This is a genomic window from Legionella pneumophila subsp. pneumophila str. Philadelphia 1 (assembly GCF_000008485.1).
Lineage (GTDB): Bacteria > Pseudomonadota > Gammaproteobacteria > Legionellales > Legionellaceae > Legionella > Legionella pneumophila.
Genome location: NC_002942.5, coordinates 2,629,196 through 2,646,909 on the forward strand (window position 1 = coordinate 2,629,196; position 17,714 = coordinate 2,646,909).

Here is a 17,714-nt window from a genome sequence, read left to right on the forward strand (position 1 = left end):
GAATTTTGGTAGTCAATAATAAAAAATATACCCTTTTGATTGTACGCTTCTTGGAATAACATCCGTTGTGAATAGGAATCTTAAAAATCTTATCCTTGAAAAAATGAGCTCTTTTTTGAAGGGAAATAAAATATATCGTTTTACTATATTTTGAGTGGCAAACATGGAAATAATGGATGATCCATGCTAGCGCCTGCCGGTATTTCGGCCGTCAAACCAGGAAAATCAGGTGAAGTAGGCCATGCTCTGGGGGCATGCGTAATATCATCACCTAAAAAACGCACAGAAAACACTCTTCTTCTATGCCTTCCCTCAACTCCTCTTGCCATGTGTAAAGTCAGCATATGGAAACATACAACATCGCCTGGCTCAATTTCCCATCCAATAATTGGATACCTTGCTCGCGCCTCTTCTATAGGAGGCAACTCCTGCAAACTTCCTTCAGGAAACCATTTTGCCTGATTATCTAAAAATGTTCTTGGCATTAACCAGGGACCCAAATGAGAACCAGCGATAAATTCCAGAGTTGAAGAACGACTGACAGGATCAACCGGAATCCAGAAACTGCAGTTCTGCTTCCCCTCAATATTATAATACGGCTGATCCTGATGCCAGGGTGTAACCTGTCGTGTACCTGGTTCCTTTACCAACAAATGATCATGATACAACCGGACTGATTGGCTTTGCATTATTTGAGCGGCAGCTACTCCCAAATTCGTACCAAAGATAATTCGTTGATAAAAAGGATTGTTTTGCCAAGTACAAAAATCCTCAACAAAATAACCAGGATCATCGGGTCTGCTGGCTATTTTGGCACGGGGACTTAAGGAGGATAAATTAAATTCTATTCCTTCTTTTAGAATAGCAATTTCTTCCGCATTTAAAAATTGGCGAAGACATACGGCACCATTACGATTAAAATCACGGATAGTATCTTCATTCATTTTATATTCCGGTGTGATTGGTTTTTGATAACTCACATTTTCTCCAATACATCTCGCAAATGTTTAACTGGCTCTACCGTCATGGAATCGATTTGCTGTTTGGGAGCATTGGCAAAAGGGACTATAGCACGCTTGAATCCATGTTTTATAGCCTCCTTAATGCGTTCTTGACCACTTTGCACTGGTCTGATTTCCCCCGCTAATCCCACTTCACCGAATATGATGGTTTCACTATCAAATATACGATTACGTAAACTTGAAATCACTGCAGCCAACAAAGCCAAATCACTCGCTGTTTCAGTCACTTTCACTCCCCCGACTACATTGATAAAAACATCCTGATCGTAAGTAGCGATACCTCCATGACGGTGTAAAACAGCTAACAAGATAGCCAGGCGATTATGCTCAAGACCCGCAGTAACGCGTTTCGCTTGCTGACCGTGGGCCTCATCAACCAATGCTTGTACTTCTACCAACATGGGTCTTGATCCTTCCCAAGTCACCATCACTGCACTGCCAGGCGTAGGTTCGGGCTGGCGAGATAAAAAAATAGCTGAGGGGTTGGCTACCTCCTTCAGGCCTTTGTCAGTCATCGCAAATACACCTAATTCATTGACAGCGCCAAAACGATTTTTAATGGCGCGAATGACTCTGAAGCGGCTATCATTTTGCCCCTCAAAATAGAGAACACTATCAACCATATGTTCTAACACCCGAGGCCCGGCTAATGTTCCTTCCTTGGTGACATGCCCTACCAGGAAGATGGCCGTATTGGTCATCTTGGCATAACGCACCAATTGTGCTGCCGATTCCCTGACTTGACTAACTCCTCCCGGAGCAGAACTTATGGCTTCAGTGAATATCGTTTGTACTGAATCGACGACAATAATTCGCGGCTTTTCCTTTTGGGCTTGAGCAATGATGGATTCAACCTGAGTTTCTGCCAATAGCCGCAGTCCGGCCAAAGGTAGTCCCAATCTTTGGGCACGCATGGCAACTTGTTGTAATGACTCTTCCCCCGTCACATACAATACTGTTTCTTGCATAGATAAATTAGCCAGCGTTTGCAACAGTAAGGTGGATTTACCGATCCCCGGATCCCCTCCAATCAAAACAACCGAGCCATAAACCAGCCCCCCTCCCAAAACCCGGTTGAGCTCGGATATACCACAATCCATACGTACTATTTTGTCCATTACAACGTCTTCAACAGCAGTGATGACAGAGCGCTGATTAGCCCATTGCCCACTTCGTAAAGTCTTGTTTTCAGGCATAATCCCTTCTTCAACAATGGAATTCCAGGCGCCACATTGAGTACATTGTCCTGCCCATTGTTTAAAAATGGCCGCGCATTGATTACAAACAAACTGGGTTTTCACTTTCATAATTTTTGCCTTGATTCAAGCATTTTATTTAGTACATTTATGATAACTCGCGCTGAACATATTTGCCTTAAATAATTTTTAAATGAACCAGGACTTATCTTATCTTGAACGCCACCTTTTTCTTTTTATTGCACTCAATTTACAAAATATTTATTAAAACTTTACTTTTCAAAAACACTTTCTTGCTTTATTATTTGCCGAAGTGATTTTTTTATAAAAACCGAGGATAAAATTATGGCAAAATTCACCGTAGGTCAGGATCCAGTTAAAGGTTTAACTGAACTTAAGGCATACATGGAAGAGCAAATTTCAAAAATTAAAAAAGCAACCTCAGAGCAGGAAATCGATCAACTACTTGTAGAGGTTTTGAATGAGTACGATGATAAAATGGGTTCATTATCAAAAATTTACAAGGGTGGAAATGAGCAAGTTGAACAACTAAAAATTGACGTAAGAAAATTATATGAACCTTTACGTGATCAATTTAGTTATAACCACCCACAAACACTGGTTGGTGAATTTCAAACAAAATTAGAAGAACAACACAAACGGGCTGAAGAAGAAAAGCGTAAGCTGGAAAAACAGCGCGAAGAACAATTGAAACTGGAAAAGCAACTTGAAGAAGAAAAGCAAAAACTTGCAAAACAATCTGAAGTAGAAGAAAAACCTAAGCTTGAAAATCAACAGGAAGAAAATATAACTCAAGCTCTCCAGAAAGTTGATGGAATTATTCAAGAGCTCACACTCAAAATAGACAGAGTTGATCAACACCAGTATAAAAAAGCACATGACACAGCAAATACACTTCTCCAAAGTCTTATAGCTGCTCGTGATGAGTATGAGCGAGACTTAAGAGCCAATGAATTTTCTCAGGAACTTGCTGGAAGAAAGTTTAAATTAGCTTGTCAAGATGCCGTAAAAATAGCTAAACCGGTTTTAGAAAAAGACTTAGGCTGGGGTGACTACCTGAAAAATCTTTTAAAGTGCTTGGGCAACGCGGTGATTACCGTCTTTACGTTTGGTTATCAACAAGGTTTCTTCGCTTATGCACGTCCAGATTCAGCGAAAGCGGTAGAAAAAGCTGAAGAAGATTTGGGGCTTCGTCAAGCAGCTTCATCACCCAAATAATTAAACTTCAAACAAAAACCTGACATTCGCTTGGCTTCACGATGTTTAAATGCGAATGTCAGGTTTTTTATACAAATCGCGCCTGATTTTCATAGACTTATCTGACAAACAATTTGGCTTCAATTTAAATTGATTAACCCTATACCAGGCACTATGCATTAATACTTATCTAATAAAAAAGAATATGAAAATATTTGCTTTTCAATTGCCTGTTTTTGCTTTAACTTACCTAAGGGATTATTTTAAAATGTGAGGTCAAAATCATGCCTGCTTTCAAAAAAGGACAAAATCCGGTAACAGAACTTACCAGATTAAAAGAGTATATGGAAGACCAAATAGCGAAAGCAAAAGAGTCCTCCTCTTTAACAGCTCAACTAAAGTTCCTGGAAAACGCCCACACAGAACACTTTGTCAAAATGGGCTCTCTAACCACCATTTACAAGGGCGGCAGTGAAGTAGTTGACCGCTTGAAAATTGAAATACGCTCTTTATATGAAGAAATGCTCGAGTTAAAAGATAAATGCCGTGATCAGATTCAACAATATGAGACATCTATAAAAAACAGCCCCACCTTCTTCACTACGAGGAATAGCAAAACAAAGGATGAAGAATTTGATCTGGATTTTGATAAAGCATTTGGTCTTTAAACGCTGTTAACTACCTAATGTTGGTCTTTGATATTAAACTTGCAAAGTCCAACATCCAGTTCTGGAGTTCCTTTATAAAACCCAAAGCTGCCAATAAGCTTCTATGATTGATTTTCCACTTACTTCCATTCAGAAGTTGAATCCTCGCGTTAACCCAGTATAATCACACCTTTTATCGCCTTGGAAAACAGTTATGAGCAAAGGCATACATTTCGAACAATCAATCACCGAACTCGAAGAAATTGTCCGGCAACTGGAAAAGGGAGAGCTTAGCCTTGAAGAATCGCTGAAACAATTTGAAAAGGGAATTAGCCTTGCAAGACGTTGCCAAAATGCTTTGAATCAGGCAGAGCAAAAAATTGAAACGTTAACTGGTACTGATTCCAACATTGAACTCGACTCAGATGAACAAACAAGTGATTGATAAGTATACCCAAAGACATGAGCTATATCTCGAGCAATTGCTCAATGAAATAATAATACCAGCTCCCCAAATTCGCTCCGCACTCCATTACGCTTTATTTTCAGGCGGCAAAAGAATAAGACCCATTTTGGTTTATTTGGCTGGCGATTTAATTGATGTTGACCAGGGAGTTCTGGATATTATTGCGGCAGCGCTTGAGTTAACACATTGCTATTCCCTGATTCATGATGATCTTCCAGCGATGGACAATGACGATCTGCGCCGCGGTAAGCCGAGTTGTCATAAAGCATTTGATGAGGCAACCGCTATTTTAGTCGGCGATGGCATGCAAGCTTTAGCGATTGAAGTCTTACTGATGAGATTATCGCCCCTTCTCCCCGCAGCACAAGTCGTAGCCATTACTCAAGTATTGGTAAATGCCAGTGGAATAAGTGGAATGGTTAGTGGCCAAAGTCTTGATTTATCAGAACTGGCCAAATCATCGGTAACTGAGGAGCAATTAAGAGAAATTCATCTTTTGAAAACTGGAAAACTGATCCTGGCGTGTTTTGAAATGGTTTTAGCAGCACAACATGAGGTATCTGAGCAAATCAAATCCGCACTAAGAACTTATGGGAAACATATAGGGCTTGTATTTCAAATGCAAGATGATTACCTGGATCTGTACGCTCCAACTCAAATATTGGGAAAAGGTCGCTCCTCGGATCAGGCAAACCAAAAAACCACTTTTGCAACCTTATTTAACAAGCAACAATTGGAAGAAGAAATCGCTGTTCATTACCAAATTGCAATGGATTCTCTGCGGTTATTTGGTAGTAAAGCGGCTGCATTAATTGAATTAACAAAACAATTACAAAATCGTAGCAATTTGTCTTGACACCATTGATGCACCGGACAATCCGATTGATATCCGTTTTAAATTAGGATTTTTTAACAACACGCGAAACAGGAATCCAGGTTTCTATACCTTGCTCCATTTTACGTTGCGCACCCTTCCAGGCTTGCCCATAAACTACTTCATAAGTTAAGGGATATTTGCCAGTAGTAGTACGCATTGTAGCGTATTGTGCTTCAAATTGTTTCCATGCACTTTTACCTGTGAGCCCGTGATTTCGTTTAGGATTAATATTTCTTACCCCTTGAGTTTTTAGAGCTAATAGCAATTGGGGAAGGGTCTCGTAATGTATAGACAGTAATTCCATGTCAATGACTGGGTCCATGAAATGCTCGGCAATCAGACAATCTCCAATATCATGCATATCAACAAATTCATTAACATGAGCATATTGATTAGCGGCAGACCAGGCCGTTTGTAATTCCTTGAAGGTATCAGGACCCAAGGTAGTAAACATTAAGCATCCGTTGACATTCATTACACGATTAAGTTCCCGAAAAACCATGCCTAATGAGCTACTCCAATGAATAACCTGGTTAGCAAAAACCAAATCAAAAGCGCCTGTTGCAAAAGGCATTTTCTGCATATCGGCACTGACTAAAGGCCATTTACGACGCCAACCCTGTTTTTTCCTGGCTTGCTCTAACATGGCAAACGACAAATCCATTCCAACAATCTGCGCTTTCGGATATAACAAAGCCAATTCTTTTGAAAAAAATCCAGGCCCACACCCCAAATCAAGAATTCGTCGAGGAGCAATTTTCAAATATTGTAATCGCTCAAACAAACGACTGCCGATTTCTTTTTGAACTTTGGCCACACGCTCATAGTCATCGGCATGTTTGCTAAATGCCTTGCTTATTTCATTGTTGACCGTCATTATAAAGACCAGGGAAAAATTAAATGCTGGAAATCCAACTATCGTGCTCCAAAAATTATTAAGTATAACACAGAACTTACGTTTACCTTCAATATGCACTCTTTGCAACCAGTTCCACAAAAGCCAACTTGCAGTTTGCTCTAATTGCATGGAGTTTATGAAACAACTTGGATCTTGCTGTCAATACTGTGCCTACCCCCTTTCTGATGATACGTATCTGGTTTGTGGTCAATGCGTTAGAAAAAGGCCCTCCTTTGATAGTGCTTATATAGCGTATCGTTTTGAAGAACCTCTGCGTAGTTTAATACATCAGTTTAAATACCATAATGGCCTTTATCTGGCCTCGTTTCTAAAGCAATTACTTCTTAATGCCTTACCCAAAAACGCATTGAAACCAGATTGTCTAATTCCCGTTCCCATGCATCCCAAACGATTAAAACGAAGGGGATTTAACCAGGCTGGTGTATTAACCAGATTATTAGCTCGTCAATTAAACATCCCTTATGATTTATATTATTGCCAAAAAATAATCAATACCGCTTCACAAGCCAACCTTGATGGAGAGCAACGAAGGAAAAATTTACGTCATGCTTTTTATGTATCAGCTGTAACTTATGAACACGTTATGATTGTTGATGACTTATTAACCACAGGCAGCACAGCCAATGAAATGGCACATACATTAAAAAATGCTGGAGTTAAGAGAGTAGATATATGTTGTTGTGCGCGGGCTGTAACTAAAAATTAAAAGGCAGCCCGTACCTATGAGTCCACTGTCAATGGTGTAAATATCGATTCAAATCATTCATTAATAAATGCACTAACAAAACACAAAATAGAATAATCATCAAGCGATGAAGCAAGACTTCCACAGCCACTGAGACAGGTTTCCCACGAATTTTCTCTATAAACGAATATAAAATGCTGCCTCCATCAAGGCCAGGTATAGGAAATAAATTGACCAAAGCTACAGCAAGACTCAAAGTAGCAATGAATAGTAAAAAAACGATAACGCCTTGAGTTAAAGAAGCCACAGAAACAGAAAAAATAGCCAACGGTCCAAGTAAAATTGAAAAAGGAATAACCCCGAGAAACAATTGCTTCAATATCATTATAAAAAAGTACATGGTATGGATTATCTCAGCAAACGCTTTTTGCATTGAAGCCAGTAGAGATGGATAGCGCGTCAAACTGGAAACTGCTGACAAATCAGGTTTGATCCCTAGACTCTCGAGCAGAGAGCCATCTTTTGAAGTAAATTCAATCTGACTTAAATCAAGATTCAATTGTTTTAATTGTTGATTCCCTTGTCTTAAAACAATGTGAACATCCTTTTGCCCCCAATGAATTACCAATTGCATACCTACCCCTTGCCAGGAATCAGTTGGGTAATTCTCTATAGCAACCCATTGATCGCCTGCTTGAATACCCGCCTTAGCAGCAAGGCTATCCAGTTTTACCGATTGAATTTGAGGTTGTTTGTAGCTAATGCCAATATAAAAAACCAATACCAAGGCTATCCATGCGGTAATAAGGTTGGCAATCGCTCCTGACAATAAAATCAGCACACGAATCCAAATTGGTTTCTTATCAAAACAATAAGCATTTTCTTGTGGCTTTACTGGACTAATCCGCGAATTCAGTAACTGAACATACCCTCCCAAAGGCCACATTGCCCAGATCCAGTTACAACCACTTTGCGTTTGCCATTGAATTAATGGTTTTCCAAATCCTATGGAAATTTTACTAATTTTGACCTGAAACAGGCGGGCTGCCAGTGCATGCCCCAGTTCGTGTATACCTATCACCAGTATTAACGTAAGTATTATGGCTACCAATGCCATAATCATAATGGACTCCTTATCCAGAATATGAGGCTTATTAAAAACACACCAGAAAGAATAATCTATTTGTGCGTATTATCAACTACCAGCTGCAACATTGGAATCCCTTTTCTTCCAGCCAATTCATATCCTTTACGATAAACTTCAAAAATTCGATAAGGTTGATTCGTATCACTATCAACCAACTCCACCTCATCGCCCTGTTCATCAACTAAAGTGACAGTCAAATGAATCTCGCGAAATCCATCAACCTGGTAACGCTCTTTAAATAATTTCAGAACCCTCTCCAGGCTCTCAACAGTTTCAATAGCATTATGTTGACCTTGCAGGATAATGTCCATTTAAAGCTCCTATTGAAATGACACATGTTGTGCAATATGTGGCTATACATGTTGGCGGCAAAACTCAACAGGACTTTAGAAAGTCACTGTTCTCATTATTAGATATGAGCCCGTTTGAAGATAGAGAAAGTAAATTGAATCCCTTGCCAGCAAATTTTCCCAAGTGGGACAATCTTGAGGAAGAAGGCGGGTAAAAAATATACTGTAAAATGATTGCAAGAAACAGAAATACAAGGAACCTTGTCTTTTTCTCTACAAATTTTACAATGAATCGTTTACAATTCGTTAATTCCCTTAAACAAATAAATCAAGATTCTATGGTATTTGTAGCTTGCGGGCTTAATCATAAAACTGCTCCAATTCATGTGCGTGAAAAAGTCGCACTGCAGCCAGCCATGCAAGATTCTCTATTGAGCAGTCTGCTTGATTTACCTGAAGTCAATGAAGCGGCTATTTTATCTACATGCAACCGGACTGAAATCTACTGTGATACCAATACCCCTGAGGTTCTTGGAAACTGGTTAGCTCATGAACACCAATTATCAGAGGAATTATTATCTCAATTTTTGTATATCCATCAGGGAAAAGAAGGAATCAAACATACCTTGCGTGTTGCCAGCGGTTTGGATTCCATGATGATAGGCGAACCACAAATCCTTGGCCAAATGAAACAGGCGTATCAACATGCTTGTCGTCTTGGCACAGTAAAAACACAATTACGGCCTGTGTTTGAATATATTTTCAGAGCGTCCAAACGCATCAGAACTCGTAGCGGAATTGGGGCTAATCCCGTATCGATTGCCTATGCTGCGGTACAACTGATAGGGCAATTATTTAAAAACTATCATTCCTTAAGTGTCTTTTTAATTGGTTCCGGAGAAACAGCCTCTCTGGTTGCTAAATACCTGCATCAGCATGGTGTCCATCGTTTTTTGATAGCGAGCCGCACTCTGGAAAATGCTCAAAAATTAGCTGAAACTTTCGGTGGAAAAACACTGTCCATTGGTGATATCCCGCAATATTTACCTCTGGCCGATGTTGTTATTTCTGCCACAGCATGCCCACTCCCATTCATCAATAAAAGCCTGGTTGAGCATGCCTTAGAGCAAAGAAACCATGCCCCCATGTTTTTATTGGATTTGGCCGTTCCTCGTGATATTGAAGGAAATGTCAATGAATTGGAACAAGTTCATCTCTATAATGTAGATGATTTACAATCCATGATAGAAAAAGGGATGGATGAAAGGCGAAATGCGGCATTACAAGCAGAACAATTGATCGAAAGCGAACTGGATAACTACATTAGATGGCATCGCTCGCTTAGAGCCAAAGACGTCATTTGCGATTACCGCAATCAAATGCACACTTTGGCTCAACAGGAATTACAACGTGCTTTGAAAAAAATATCCGCTGGTCAAAATCAGCAAGACGTTTTAAATGAATTCAGTATGCGCTTGGTCAACAAGCTAACTCATAATCCCACCATAGGTTTAAGACAAATAGCATGGGATAACAGAGAAGACTTACTTGACCTCGCGCGATATCTCTTTGATACAACAGCCAATCAATCATTATATGAAGAAATCTCTTGAGTTAAAATTACAGCAAATGTTGGAGCGATACGAGGAAGTAGGCCGCTTACTGTCCGAAGCATCCATTATTGCCGATCAAAACCAATTTAAGTCTTTATCAAAAGAATATGCCCAACTTGAACCAGTTTCCCAATGTTATGAGTCGTATTTAGAGGCAAAAAATAATTTGGATTCTTTAAACGAATTATTGGAAAGTGATGATAAAGATTTAGCGACTATGGCTGAAGAAGAGATTGACACTGTCAAGAAACAAATTGAGGAATTGGATGAACAATTACAATGGCATCTCATTCCTAAAGATCCTGATGATGAACGCAATATTTATCTTGAAGTCAGAGCCGGCACAGGTGGAGACGAAGCAGCTATATTTGCCGGAGATCTCTTTCGAATGTACAGCCGTTATGCAGAAAGCCAGGGTTGGCAAATTGAATTAATTAGCGCCAGTCATGGTGAACATGGAGGCTACAAGGAAATAATTGCCAAAATCAGTGGGCAAGCGGTTTATTCACAACTCAAATTTGAATCAGGAGCTCACAGAGTACAGAGAGTACCTGAAACTGAATCGCAAGGTCGTGTCCATACTTCCGCATGCACGGTTGCTATCATGCCGGAGGTGGATGAAATTAATGACATTCAGATAAATCCCGATGACTTACGCATCGATACTTACAGATCTTCCGGAGCCGGTGGACAGCATGTTAACAAAACAGATTCTGCCATTCGTATCACACACATTCCTACAGGAGTGGTTGTAGAGTGCCAGGATGAGCGTTCACAGCACAAAAACCGTGCCAAAGCAATGTCCTTGTTAAAAACAAGATTATTAGATGCCGAAGTAAGCAAACAAAAACAAGAACAAGCTCAAACACGTAAGTCACTGGTTGGTACAGGTGACCGCTCCGAGCGCATTAGAACTTATAACTTTCCTCAAGGCCGGCTCACTGATCACCGTATCAATCTGACTATCTACCAGCTTAGTGACATCATGGAAGGGAATTTATCCCTGGTCATTGACCCGTTAAAACGCGAATACCATGCTGAACTGCTAGCCGATTTAGGTCGACATGATTGATATTCGTTCATTACTGGAACAAGCTCTGCAACAATTCAAAGTCAAAAACCAGGAAACCAAGTTAGAGGCAGAACTTTTACTCTGCCATGTGTTAAACAAAAACCGGGCCTATCTTTTTGCCCATCCGGATGCTTTGGTTTCTCCTGAACAGATAGAAACCTATTTGCAGATGATTAAACAACGTGCTGAAGGTCTACCAATCGCCTACATTACTGGACAGCGGGAATTTTGGTCTCTTTCGTTAAAAGTAACACCCAATGTTCTCATTCCAAGACATGAAACCGAGCGTCTGGTGGAGCTTGCACTGGAGCTAATACCTGACAAGGAGAATGTTTCTGTCCTTGATCTGGGAACAGGAAGTGGTGCTATTGCCTTGGCGCTTGCAAAAGAAAGACCCCTTTGGCATATTGACGCCTGTGATTTCAGCAAAGAGGCATTGGAGTTAGCCCGTTATAACGCTAAAACACTCGGCTTAAACAATATTAATTTCTGTCATTCCTACTGGTTTAATAATCTCCCCCTAAAACAATACCACGCTATTGTATCTAATCCGCCCTACATTGCTGAAAATGATCCTCATTTAAAACATGGCGATGTCCGCTTTGAACCAACAAGTGCATTAGTCAGTAGTCAAGATGGATTAGCTGATCTACAATATATTATTCAGCACAGTTATGAATATCTTTTGCCTGATGGACTGCTCTTGGTTGAACATGGTTTTGAACAAAAAAATGAGATAAGCGCTATACTTAATCAATTAGGATATAAAAACATACACTGTTGGCAAGATCTTCAAGGACATGATAGGGTAAGTGGAGGACAACGTCCAAGCAATCGGAATAACAAACCTTTGTAGTGATTATTTTTTTGTTGATGATACTGACATTTTTTGGTATACGTAGCGATTTTGTATAAAACTCAGTTTCAGATACAGAATGAAATATAGGGTCTGGCATGACAGGACAATTAATTGATAAAACCAAAGAGAGATTATACAACGTGAAAAACGATGCAATAGGAAATATGGGAATAGCGCCCTACCAAGAGACTGAGGGCGAGGAATATATGAATGAAAAACAGCTGGCACATATTGAAAAAATATTGCTCGCCTGGCGCCAATCTTTAATGGAAGAAGTAGATCGTACTGTCTCGCACATGAAAGATGAAGCAGCCAACTTCCCAGATCCTTCCGACAGAGCAAGCCAGGAAGAAGAGTTTAGCATTGAGCTTAGAACCCGCGACAGGGAACGAAAACTCATTAAAAAAATCGAAGACGCTCTTGAGCGATTAAGAAATGAAGATTTTGGATATTGTGAAGCCTGCGGAATCGAAATTGGCCTGAAACGTCTTGAAGCAAGACCTACTGCGACCTTATGCATAGATTGTAAAACTCTATCTGAAATCAAGGAACGCCAAAATCAGGGTGCTTGATTCTTTCTTGCCTCTGAACATTAAACAATAAATTCCCGCCAGGCGGGAGTTTATTATTACAAGCAATCGATGTTTTTTATGTATTTTACCAATTATGGCTACAGATTAAATCAAATCAAAAAAGGCTCGGATCAACACTGGCTGTTTCTGCCAGGTGGGCCGGGGCTTGGTTCTGAATATTTAGCCAGTTTTTGCGACAAGCTAACTTTGCAGGGCACTGTAAGCCTTGTTGATTTTCCAAAAGATGGAAATAATAGTGAAGGCCAGCTTGATTTTGTATCTTGGCAGGAAGGCCTCATTTCATTGCTGAAATCTTTGAACAAGCCAATCCTTGTTACCCATAGTTTTTCAGGAATGTTCACGCTGAATTTTCCGGAAATTGAGAATCATTTAAGCGGGCTTGTTTTAATGAATACAACAACAACCAACAGTTTCTTTCAGCACGTTAACGAAATGCGTCAAAAACATAATTTGCCAGATTTAGTCCCTGCTGCGAGCCAATATCATTTATATCCATCCAACGAAACCTATAAAAAATTTTGGGATACTTATAAACATTATTGTTTCACTCAGGAAGAGCTACCAATCGGTGAGCAAATGATGGAATTATTTGCCTACAACAATGAATCCTATCATTATGCCATCGAGCATTTTTATAATGATTTTCACTATAAGTGGCATCCTCAAACCATTCCAACCATGACCATTGCCAGTGAACTTGATTACATTTGTCCACCTGCAATATTTATTCAGGATAAGAATTTTCAATGTCAAAATGTGATTAATAAAGTCATTTATAAAGCAGGCCATTGTCCATGGATACTCCACCTTGAACAAGTTCAAAAATGTTTTGATGAATTTTCTGGTATGATACAAGAAATCAATATTGAGAGAATTTTATAACAAGCTAATATCCCAAAACTGACTCAATTTTCTGTAAATACCTCACTACAGAGCCCTTATTACTTTCAAGGACTGAACTGGCGTTTGCAACCATAGTGCTTTGAGATTCCTTATCCTGATATAACTTGATAATTGCATCAACCAACTCATTGGCATGATTCACTAGCAAAATTGCCTGAGCCTCTTTAAGCTCTCTGCAAATTGATTTAAAGTTATGCACTTGATTCCCGCTTAAAACAGGCACATTCATCGCGATTGGCTCCAATACATTATGACCACCAACCGGGACAAGGCTGCCGCCAACAAAAGCAAAATCACTAATTTGATAAAATCCCAAAAGCTCACCCAAGCTGTCGAGTATAACAACTTCATTTTCTCTGGAAATCGTATCCAAATTGCTACGACACCCAGTATTAAATCCTGCTTGAACACTCAACTGATAGACCGTTTGAAATCGTTCTGGATGACGCGGAGCAATTAATAACACTACCCCCGGAATAGCCTCCTGCAAACGAGGTAGCTGAGATAAAATCTGAGACTCCTCGTCGTCATGAGTGCTTGCTGCAATGACGGTAAGTCTATCCTCTCCCCAATGACTTTTTAATTCCCTGTATTGACTACTATCAACAGAGTCAATCTGCAAATCAAACTTCATATTCCCTAATACATGGACTAAATCGGCATTTGCACCCAAGGCAATGAATCTCTCAGCATCCTCATTGCTTTGAGTCAAAATTCCTGAAAATTGATTCAAAACCGGTTTAAATAAAAATTTAAGCTTTAGATATCCTTGCAAGGAGCGATCAGATAAGCGTCCATTCGCCAGAAATAATGCCACTCCTGAAGCATGAGCCTGCTTAATTAAATTAGGCCACAATTCAGTTTCCATAATGATCCCGACACGAGGTTTCGTTCTTTTAAAAAATCGTTTGAGAACCCAAGGTAAATCATAGGGTAAATATTGATGCGCTACTTTATGACCAAATCGAGATTTTACTCGTTCAGAACCTGTAGGGGTCATTGTGGTAACTAACACTGACCAATGTTTGTTGAGCATTGCATCAATTAAAGGTGTTGCCGCGATCACTTCTCCCAGAGAAACCGCATGAAGCCATACATCAACTGGTGCATTTTCTTGTATTCCCAGACAAAAACGCTCTCCTATCCTTTGCCTGTAAGCTGGCAACTTTCTACCTTTCCGCCACAGGCGAAAAAGCAAGTAAGGAGTCAGTAAGTACATTAAAAAGGAATACACAAAACGCATAAACAGGTACCAAACACAAAAAGGTAAAGTATATACCTAAAACAGTTCCTTGTGCGATATGTTACAATTCAATTAGAGACTATGTTGTCCTCAATCTATATTATTAGAACTTGAAATTAAATTTAACACATATCTTTATAGGTAATTTCTGATAATGAACTTACGCGATTTCTTTGTAATAACAACCTGGTGGGGAAAAATACTTGGTGCCTTCTTTGGCTACTTAACTGCTGGGCCAGTAGGCGCTTTGTTTGGCATTCTCGTTGGAAACTTTTTTGATCGGGGCCTTGTCAGTTATTACTCTAATCCCCATTGGCTGTACCATGCAGAAAAACAAAGAATCGTTCAAAAAGCTTTCTTTGAAGCCACTTTCTCCATAATGGGGCATGTTGCGAAATCGGATGGCCGTGTTTCTGAACAAGAGATTAGCATGGCTAAATCCATCATGAATGAAATGAAATTGAGCAAGGGGCAAAAGGATTTGGCAAAACGATTATTTAATGAAGGGAAACAAGCTGATTTCAATGTCAGTCTTGCTCTTATCCAATTACAAAGAATCTGCAAGGATAACCGTGATTTGTTAAAGCTTTTTGTAGATATTCAGTATAGGGCAGCTCAAGTAGATGGATTAAGTAGTCAAAAAATTCACGCACTAGATAACATTTTTACGCATCTGGGATTTGCTCCCCTACACAAACAGTATCGTTTTTATGAGGATTTTGGTTCTTATTTCCAGCAAGAACAATCCAAACAACACTATCATAATCAACAGGAGTACAAGCATACCTCCTCATCTCAAGGTCAACAGGGTTACAAACCTCAATCACCCCCTAATACTTTAGCCCATGCTTTTGCATTACTTGAGGTAAGTCCGAATGCAAACAAACAGGAGGTTAGAAGAGCGTACAGACGTCTATTGAGCCGTAACCATCCAGATAAATTAATTGCTCAAGGTTTACCCGAAGAAATGATTAAATTGGCTAACGATAAAACTCATCAAATTATGAAAGCCTATGAATTGATCTGTGAAACCAAGGGTTGGTAGTCCAATTTGTTGGTCGATACGATTGAACTTGCTGTAGAATAAACGGGTTCCAGATAAGAAACCAATATCGGCGGTGGCTGTGGCTCAAACTCTGGAAGCTTTGCCATCCAACCATGGACAAACGCCAATAATAATTGTTGACTGTATTGGTAGTCATGAGTAGCACCAGGTATATCAATGGCTAAATAACTATTCTCTTTAAATTTTTCTTCCCTGCTCTTACGTTGCTGCCTTACCATGTCATAATCAAACTGCCCCACAATATCAAACAGTGGAAAACGCAACCGAGGTACTTTTTGCAAATTTCTATTTAAATCATAGGCAGACAACATCACTAGCCCATTGATCATCTTGGATTGGGGCTTGCTAAAATACTCTAATGCCAGATTAAGTTGATCACCATAATGGACTAAAACGATTCTTTTATTATTATTCTGCCTTAAAGTACTGATGACTTCCGGTAATTGGTTAATCCAGGGTATCGAGTTATTTTTAGTACAATTCAATAATACGACTGACCAGCCATTTCGAGCCAATCCCTTGGCAAACTGTTCCAATAATAAGGACCATTGCGCTGTCTCTCCACCACTAACAATGATAACCGCCCCATAGGAAACAGGCCTTGATAGCCAATAAGGCAATATAATTTTTTTTTGATCGACGGTTATGTCAAGCTTATCCGCAAATACATTGGAAACAACAAAGCAAAATAGTAGTACTATCCATTTAATTTGATTCATATTTCCCTATAAAATTGCCTATGATGGACAAGACGCACTAGTTAGTGCCAGTTAGAATGAGAGAATATTTGCGAAGTTCAAACACATCATTCTCTCATTGGGTTCTGCTCAGTATAAAATCCCCGTTCTTATCATTGCGGATTCATTTGAATGACGATGCAAGTTGCATTTGCTATCACCATAAAAAACTCTTAATTCTCGGCGAACTCCACACCAGCTTCATCCAGCATCAAACGCGCTTTTTCTGCCATTATTTTATGTGCCAACGCTGTCGGATGAACCAAATCAAAAAACAAATAACCATCACATGCGCTTTCTGTCAATTCTGGCTTCACAGACGCAACCATCTTCAAAACCGAGTTTTTAGTAATCTCATCTACTATCGAAAAGGAGCAGGTACCTGTTATATTTGTAAATCCATACTCTGCAGCATGTTCTATCACATGGTCAAAATGACTACCCGTGTCAAAAAACAACCACTCAACTTCAGGATAAGTTTTTTTAAAATAATCGACTGTATTGGATAATGCATTATTATGCTGTGTTGAGAAATAGGTCATCTCTTCAACAGAGCCAAACTCCAGAGCGGCAGGAGTTCTTCCCAAATCAGGTAAATTGAGAACTAAAATATGCTTCGCTCCCTTGTCTACCAAACGTTGTATGCTATCCGTAATCCCTCGGTTAACATTTTTAAGCGTTTCGTCCACTTCAACAGGCATTCCGAGGTAATTATTTGCCCCTATCCAAATAACAAAAAGACTGTCAGGGCTTGCTTTATCCTGATGTGCTAACAAATAAGAATTCACTTCTCTTCTTAAGGTAAAAAATACTTCATCATCTTCTTCATCGACAGAGACTCCTGCTCCGCCAAAAGCATAATCCAGCAAATGAGAGTTGGGATCATTTGGGAAGTATGAAGCTGCCAGACGTTCTATCCATACTGGGCCATTGGAAAAACGACCTTCAAAATAAGGGGGGGATTGAGGAAGTTGGTGTTTCATGTATTCATATAAGTTACCGTTATCCGACAAACTATCACCAAATACAACTATGTTATTAAGTGGTGTCGCGCTAACAGCTCCCGACAATAAAAAAGCACACAAAGATGCTAATAGTTTCATGAAACCCCTTAAATAATAGATTGATTTTATATCTTTAGGTTCATTCAATTATATAATG

General features: G+C 39.5%; 20 protein-coding genes. 12 read left to right on the plus strand and 8 right to left on the minus strand.

Features of this window, described 5'->3' with window-relative positions:
• Window positions 1-143 precede the first annotated feature (143 nt).
• On the minus strand, window positions 144-980 hold the full coding sequence (locus tag LPG_RS11680; RefSeq protein ID WP_010948031.1) for a phytanoyl-CoA dioxygenase family protein: 837 nt from the start codon (window positions 978-980) through the stop codon (window positions 144-146).
• Entirely contained in the window at window positions 977-2,329 is a 1,353-nt protein-coding gene (gene radA / locus LPG_RS11685) for a DNA repair protein RadA (protein WP_010948032.1), read from the minus strand. Before radA ends, LPG_RS11680 begins: the two co-directional genes overlap by 4 nt.
• A gap of 234 nt (window positions 2,330-2,563) precedes the next feature.
• On the opposite strand from radA, the gene LPG_RS11690 reads away from it, so the two are divergent.
• The 4 genes from LPG_RS11690 to LPG_RS11705 all read left to right on the plus strand — a co-directional run bounded on the left by LPG_RS11690 (window position 2,564) and on the right by LPG_RS11705 (window position 5,405).
• Complete coding sequence (locus LPG_RS11690) at window positions 2,564-3,457, plus strand: lpg2327 family Dot/Icm T4SS effector (RefSeq protein ID WP_010948033.1); 894 nt, start codon at window positions 2,564-2,566, stop codon at window positions 3,455-3,457.
• A gap of 263 nt (window positions 3,458-3,720) precedes the next feature.
• Entirely contained in the window at window positions 3,721-4,104 is a 384-nt protein-coding gene (gene lem22, locus LPG_RS11695; protein WP_010948034.1) for a Dot/Icm T4SS effector Lem22, read from the plus strand.
• 193 nt (window positions 4,105-4,297) lie between these two features.
• Window positions 4,298-4,528, plus strand: coding sequence for an exodeoxyribonuclease VII small subunit (locus tag LPG_RS11700; protein WP_010948035.1), 231 nt, complete (start codon window positions 4,298-4,300; stop codon window positions 4,526-4,528).
• Window positions 4,509-5,405, plus strand: coding sequence for a polyprenyl synthetase family protein (locus tag LPG_RS11705; RefSeq protein ID WP_015444138.1), 897 nt, complete (start codon window positions 4,509-4,511; stop codon window positions 5,403-5,405). The genes LPG_RS11700 and LPG_RS11705 overlap by 20 nt, the downstream gene beginning before the upstream one ends.
• Window positions 5,406-5,448: 43 nt before the next feature.
• On the opposite strand, the gene bioC is transcribed toward LPG_RS11705, so the two are convergent.
• On the minus strand, window positions 5,449-6,303 hold the full coding sequence (gene bioC / locus LPG_RS11710; protein WP_015444137.1) for a malonyl-ACP O-methyltransferase BioC: 855 nt from the start codon (window positions 6,301-6,303) through the stop codon (window positions 5,449-5,451).
• Window positions 6,304-6,346: 43 nt separating this feature from the next.
• On the opposite strand from bioC, the gene LPG_RS11715 reads away from it, so the two are divergent.
• The gene (locus LPG_RS11715) at window positions 6,347-7,051 is read left to right on the plus strand and encodes a ComF family protein (RefSeq protein ID WP_349254537.1); all 705 of its coding nucleotides are present in this window, start codon (window positions 6,347-6,349) and stop codon (window positions 7,049-7,051) included.
• Between the two features lie 28 nt (window positions 7,052-7,079).
• Here LPG_RS11715 and LPG_RS11720 read toward each other — a convergent pair whose 3' ends face one another.
• Together LPG_RS11720 and LPG_RS11725 are read right to left on the minus strand one after the other, a co-directional pair.
• Window positions 7,080-8,153 (minus strand): M50 family metallopeptidase, encoded by a 1,074-nt coding sequence (locus LPG_RS11720; RefSeq protein WP_015444135.1) that lies wholly within the window; start codon window positions 8,151-8,153, stop codon window positions 7,080-7,082.
• A 56-nt stretch (window positions 8,154-8,209) separates the two neighbouring features.
• Window positions 8,210-8,488 carry a hypothetical protein gene (locus tag LPG_RS11725; protein ID WP_010948040.1) on the minus strand — a complete coding sequence of 93 codons (279 nt, stop codon included), beginning with the start codon at window positions 8,486-8,488 and terminating at the stop codon, window positions 8,210-8,212.
• 38 nt (window positions 8,489-8,526) lie between these two features.
• Here LPG_RS11725 and LPG_RS11730 point away from each other — a divergent pair, with 38 nt between their 5' ends.
• The 6 genes from LPG_RS11730 (at window position 8,527) to LPG_RS11755 (ending at window position 13,486) form a co-directional block, all read left to right on the plus strand.
• On the plus strand, window positions 8,527-8,682 hold the full coding sequence (locus LPG_RS11730) for a hypothetical protein (protein WP_162096598.1): 156 nt from the start codon (window positions 8,527-8,529) through the stop codon (window positions 8,680-8,682).
• Window positions 8,683-8,805: 123 nt separating this feature from the next.
• Window positions 8,806-10,080 (plus strand): glutamyl-tRNA reductase, encoded by a 1,275-nt coding sequence (gene hemA, locus LPG_RS11735; RefSeq protein WP_015444133.1) that lies wholly within the window; start codon window positions 8,806-8,808, stop codon window positions 10,078-10,080.
• Window positions 10,064-11,152 carry a peptide chain release factor 1 gene (prfA, locus tag LPG_RS11740; protein WP_010948042.1) on the plus strand — a complete coding sequence of 363 codons (1,089 nt, stop codon included), beginning with the start codon at window positions 10,064-10,066 and terminating at the stop codon, window positions 11,150-11,152. Before hemA ends, prfA begins: the two co-directional genes overlap by 17 nt.
• On the plus strand, window positions 11,145-12,008 hold the full coding sequence (gene prmC, locus LPG_RS11745; RefSeq protein WP_010948043.1) for a peptide chain release factor N(5)-glutamine methyltransferase: 864 nt from the start codon (window positions 11,145-11,147) through the stop codon (window positions 12,006-12,008). The genes prfA and prmC overlap by 8 nt, the downstream gene beginning before the upstream one ends.
• A gap of 98 nt (window positions 12,009-12,106) precedes the next feature.
• Window positions 12,107-12,583, plus strand: a complete 477-nt coding sequence (gene dksA, locus LPG_RS11750; RefSeq protein WP_010948044.1) for an RNA polymerase-binding protein DksA — start codon at window positions 12,107-12,109, stop codon at window positions 12,581-12,583.
• A 69-nt stretch (window positions 12,584-12,652) separates the two neighbouring features.
• Window positions 12,653-13,486, plus strand: coding sequence for an alpha/beta fold hydrolase (locus LPG_RS11755; RefSeq protein ID WP_010948045.1), 834 nt, complete (start codon window positions 12,653-12,655; stop codon window positions 13,484-13,486).
• Window positions 13,487-13,490: 4 nt separating this feature from the next.
• Here LPG_RS11755 and waaA read toward each other — a convergent pair whose 3' ends face one another.
• Complete coding sequence (waaA, locus tag LPG_RS11760; protein WP_015444132.1) at window positions 13,491-14,750, minus strand: lipid IV(A) 3-deoxy-D-manno-octulosonic acid transferase; 1,260 nt, start codon at window positions 14,748-14,750, stop codon at window positions 13,491-13,493.
• A 154-nt stretch (window positions 14,751-14,904) separates the two neighbouring features.
• On the opposite strand from waaA, the gene djlA reads away from it, so the two are divergent.
• On the plus strand, window positions 14,905-15,795 hold the full coding sequence (gene djlA / locus LPG_RS11765) for a co-chaperone DjlA (protein WP_010948047.1): 891 nt from the start codon (window positions 14,905-14,907) through the stop codon (window positions 15,793-15,795).
• Here the strand turns inward: djlA and LPG_RS11770 are convergent.
• Together LPG_RS11770 and plaA are read right to left on the minus strand one after the other, a co-directional pair.
• Entirely contained in the window at window positions 15,762-16,535 is a 774-nt protein-coding gene (locus tag LPG_RS11770; protein WP_010948048.1) for a DUF3530 family protein, read from the minus strand. The genes djlA and LPG_RS11770 overlap by 34 nt on opposite strands.
• A 191-nt stretch (window positions 16,536-16,726) precedes the next feature.
• Complete coding sequence (gene plaA / locus LPG_RS11775; protein ID WP_015444131.1) at window positions 16,727-17,656, minus strand: GDSL family lysophospholipase PlaA; 930 nt, start codon at window positions 17,654-17,656, stop codon at window positions 16,727-16,729.
• Window positions 17,657-17,714 lie beyond the last annotated feature (58 nt).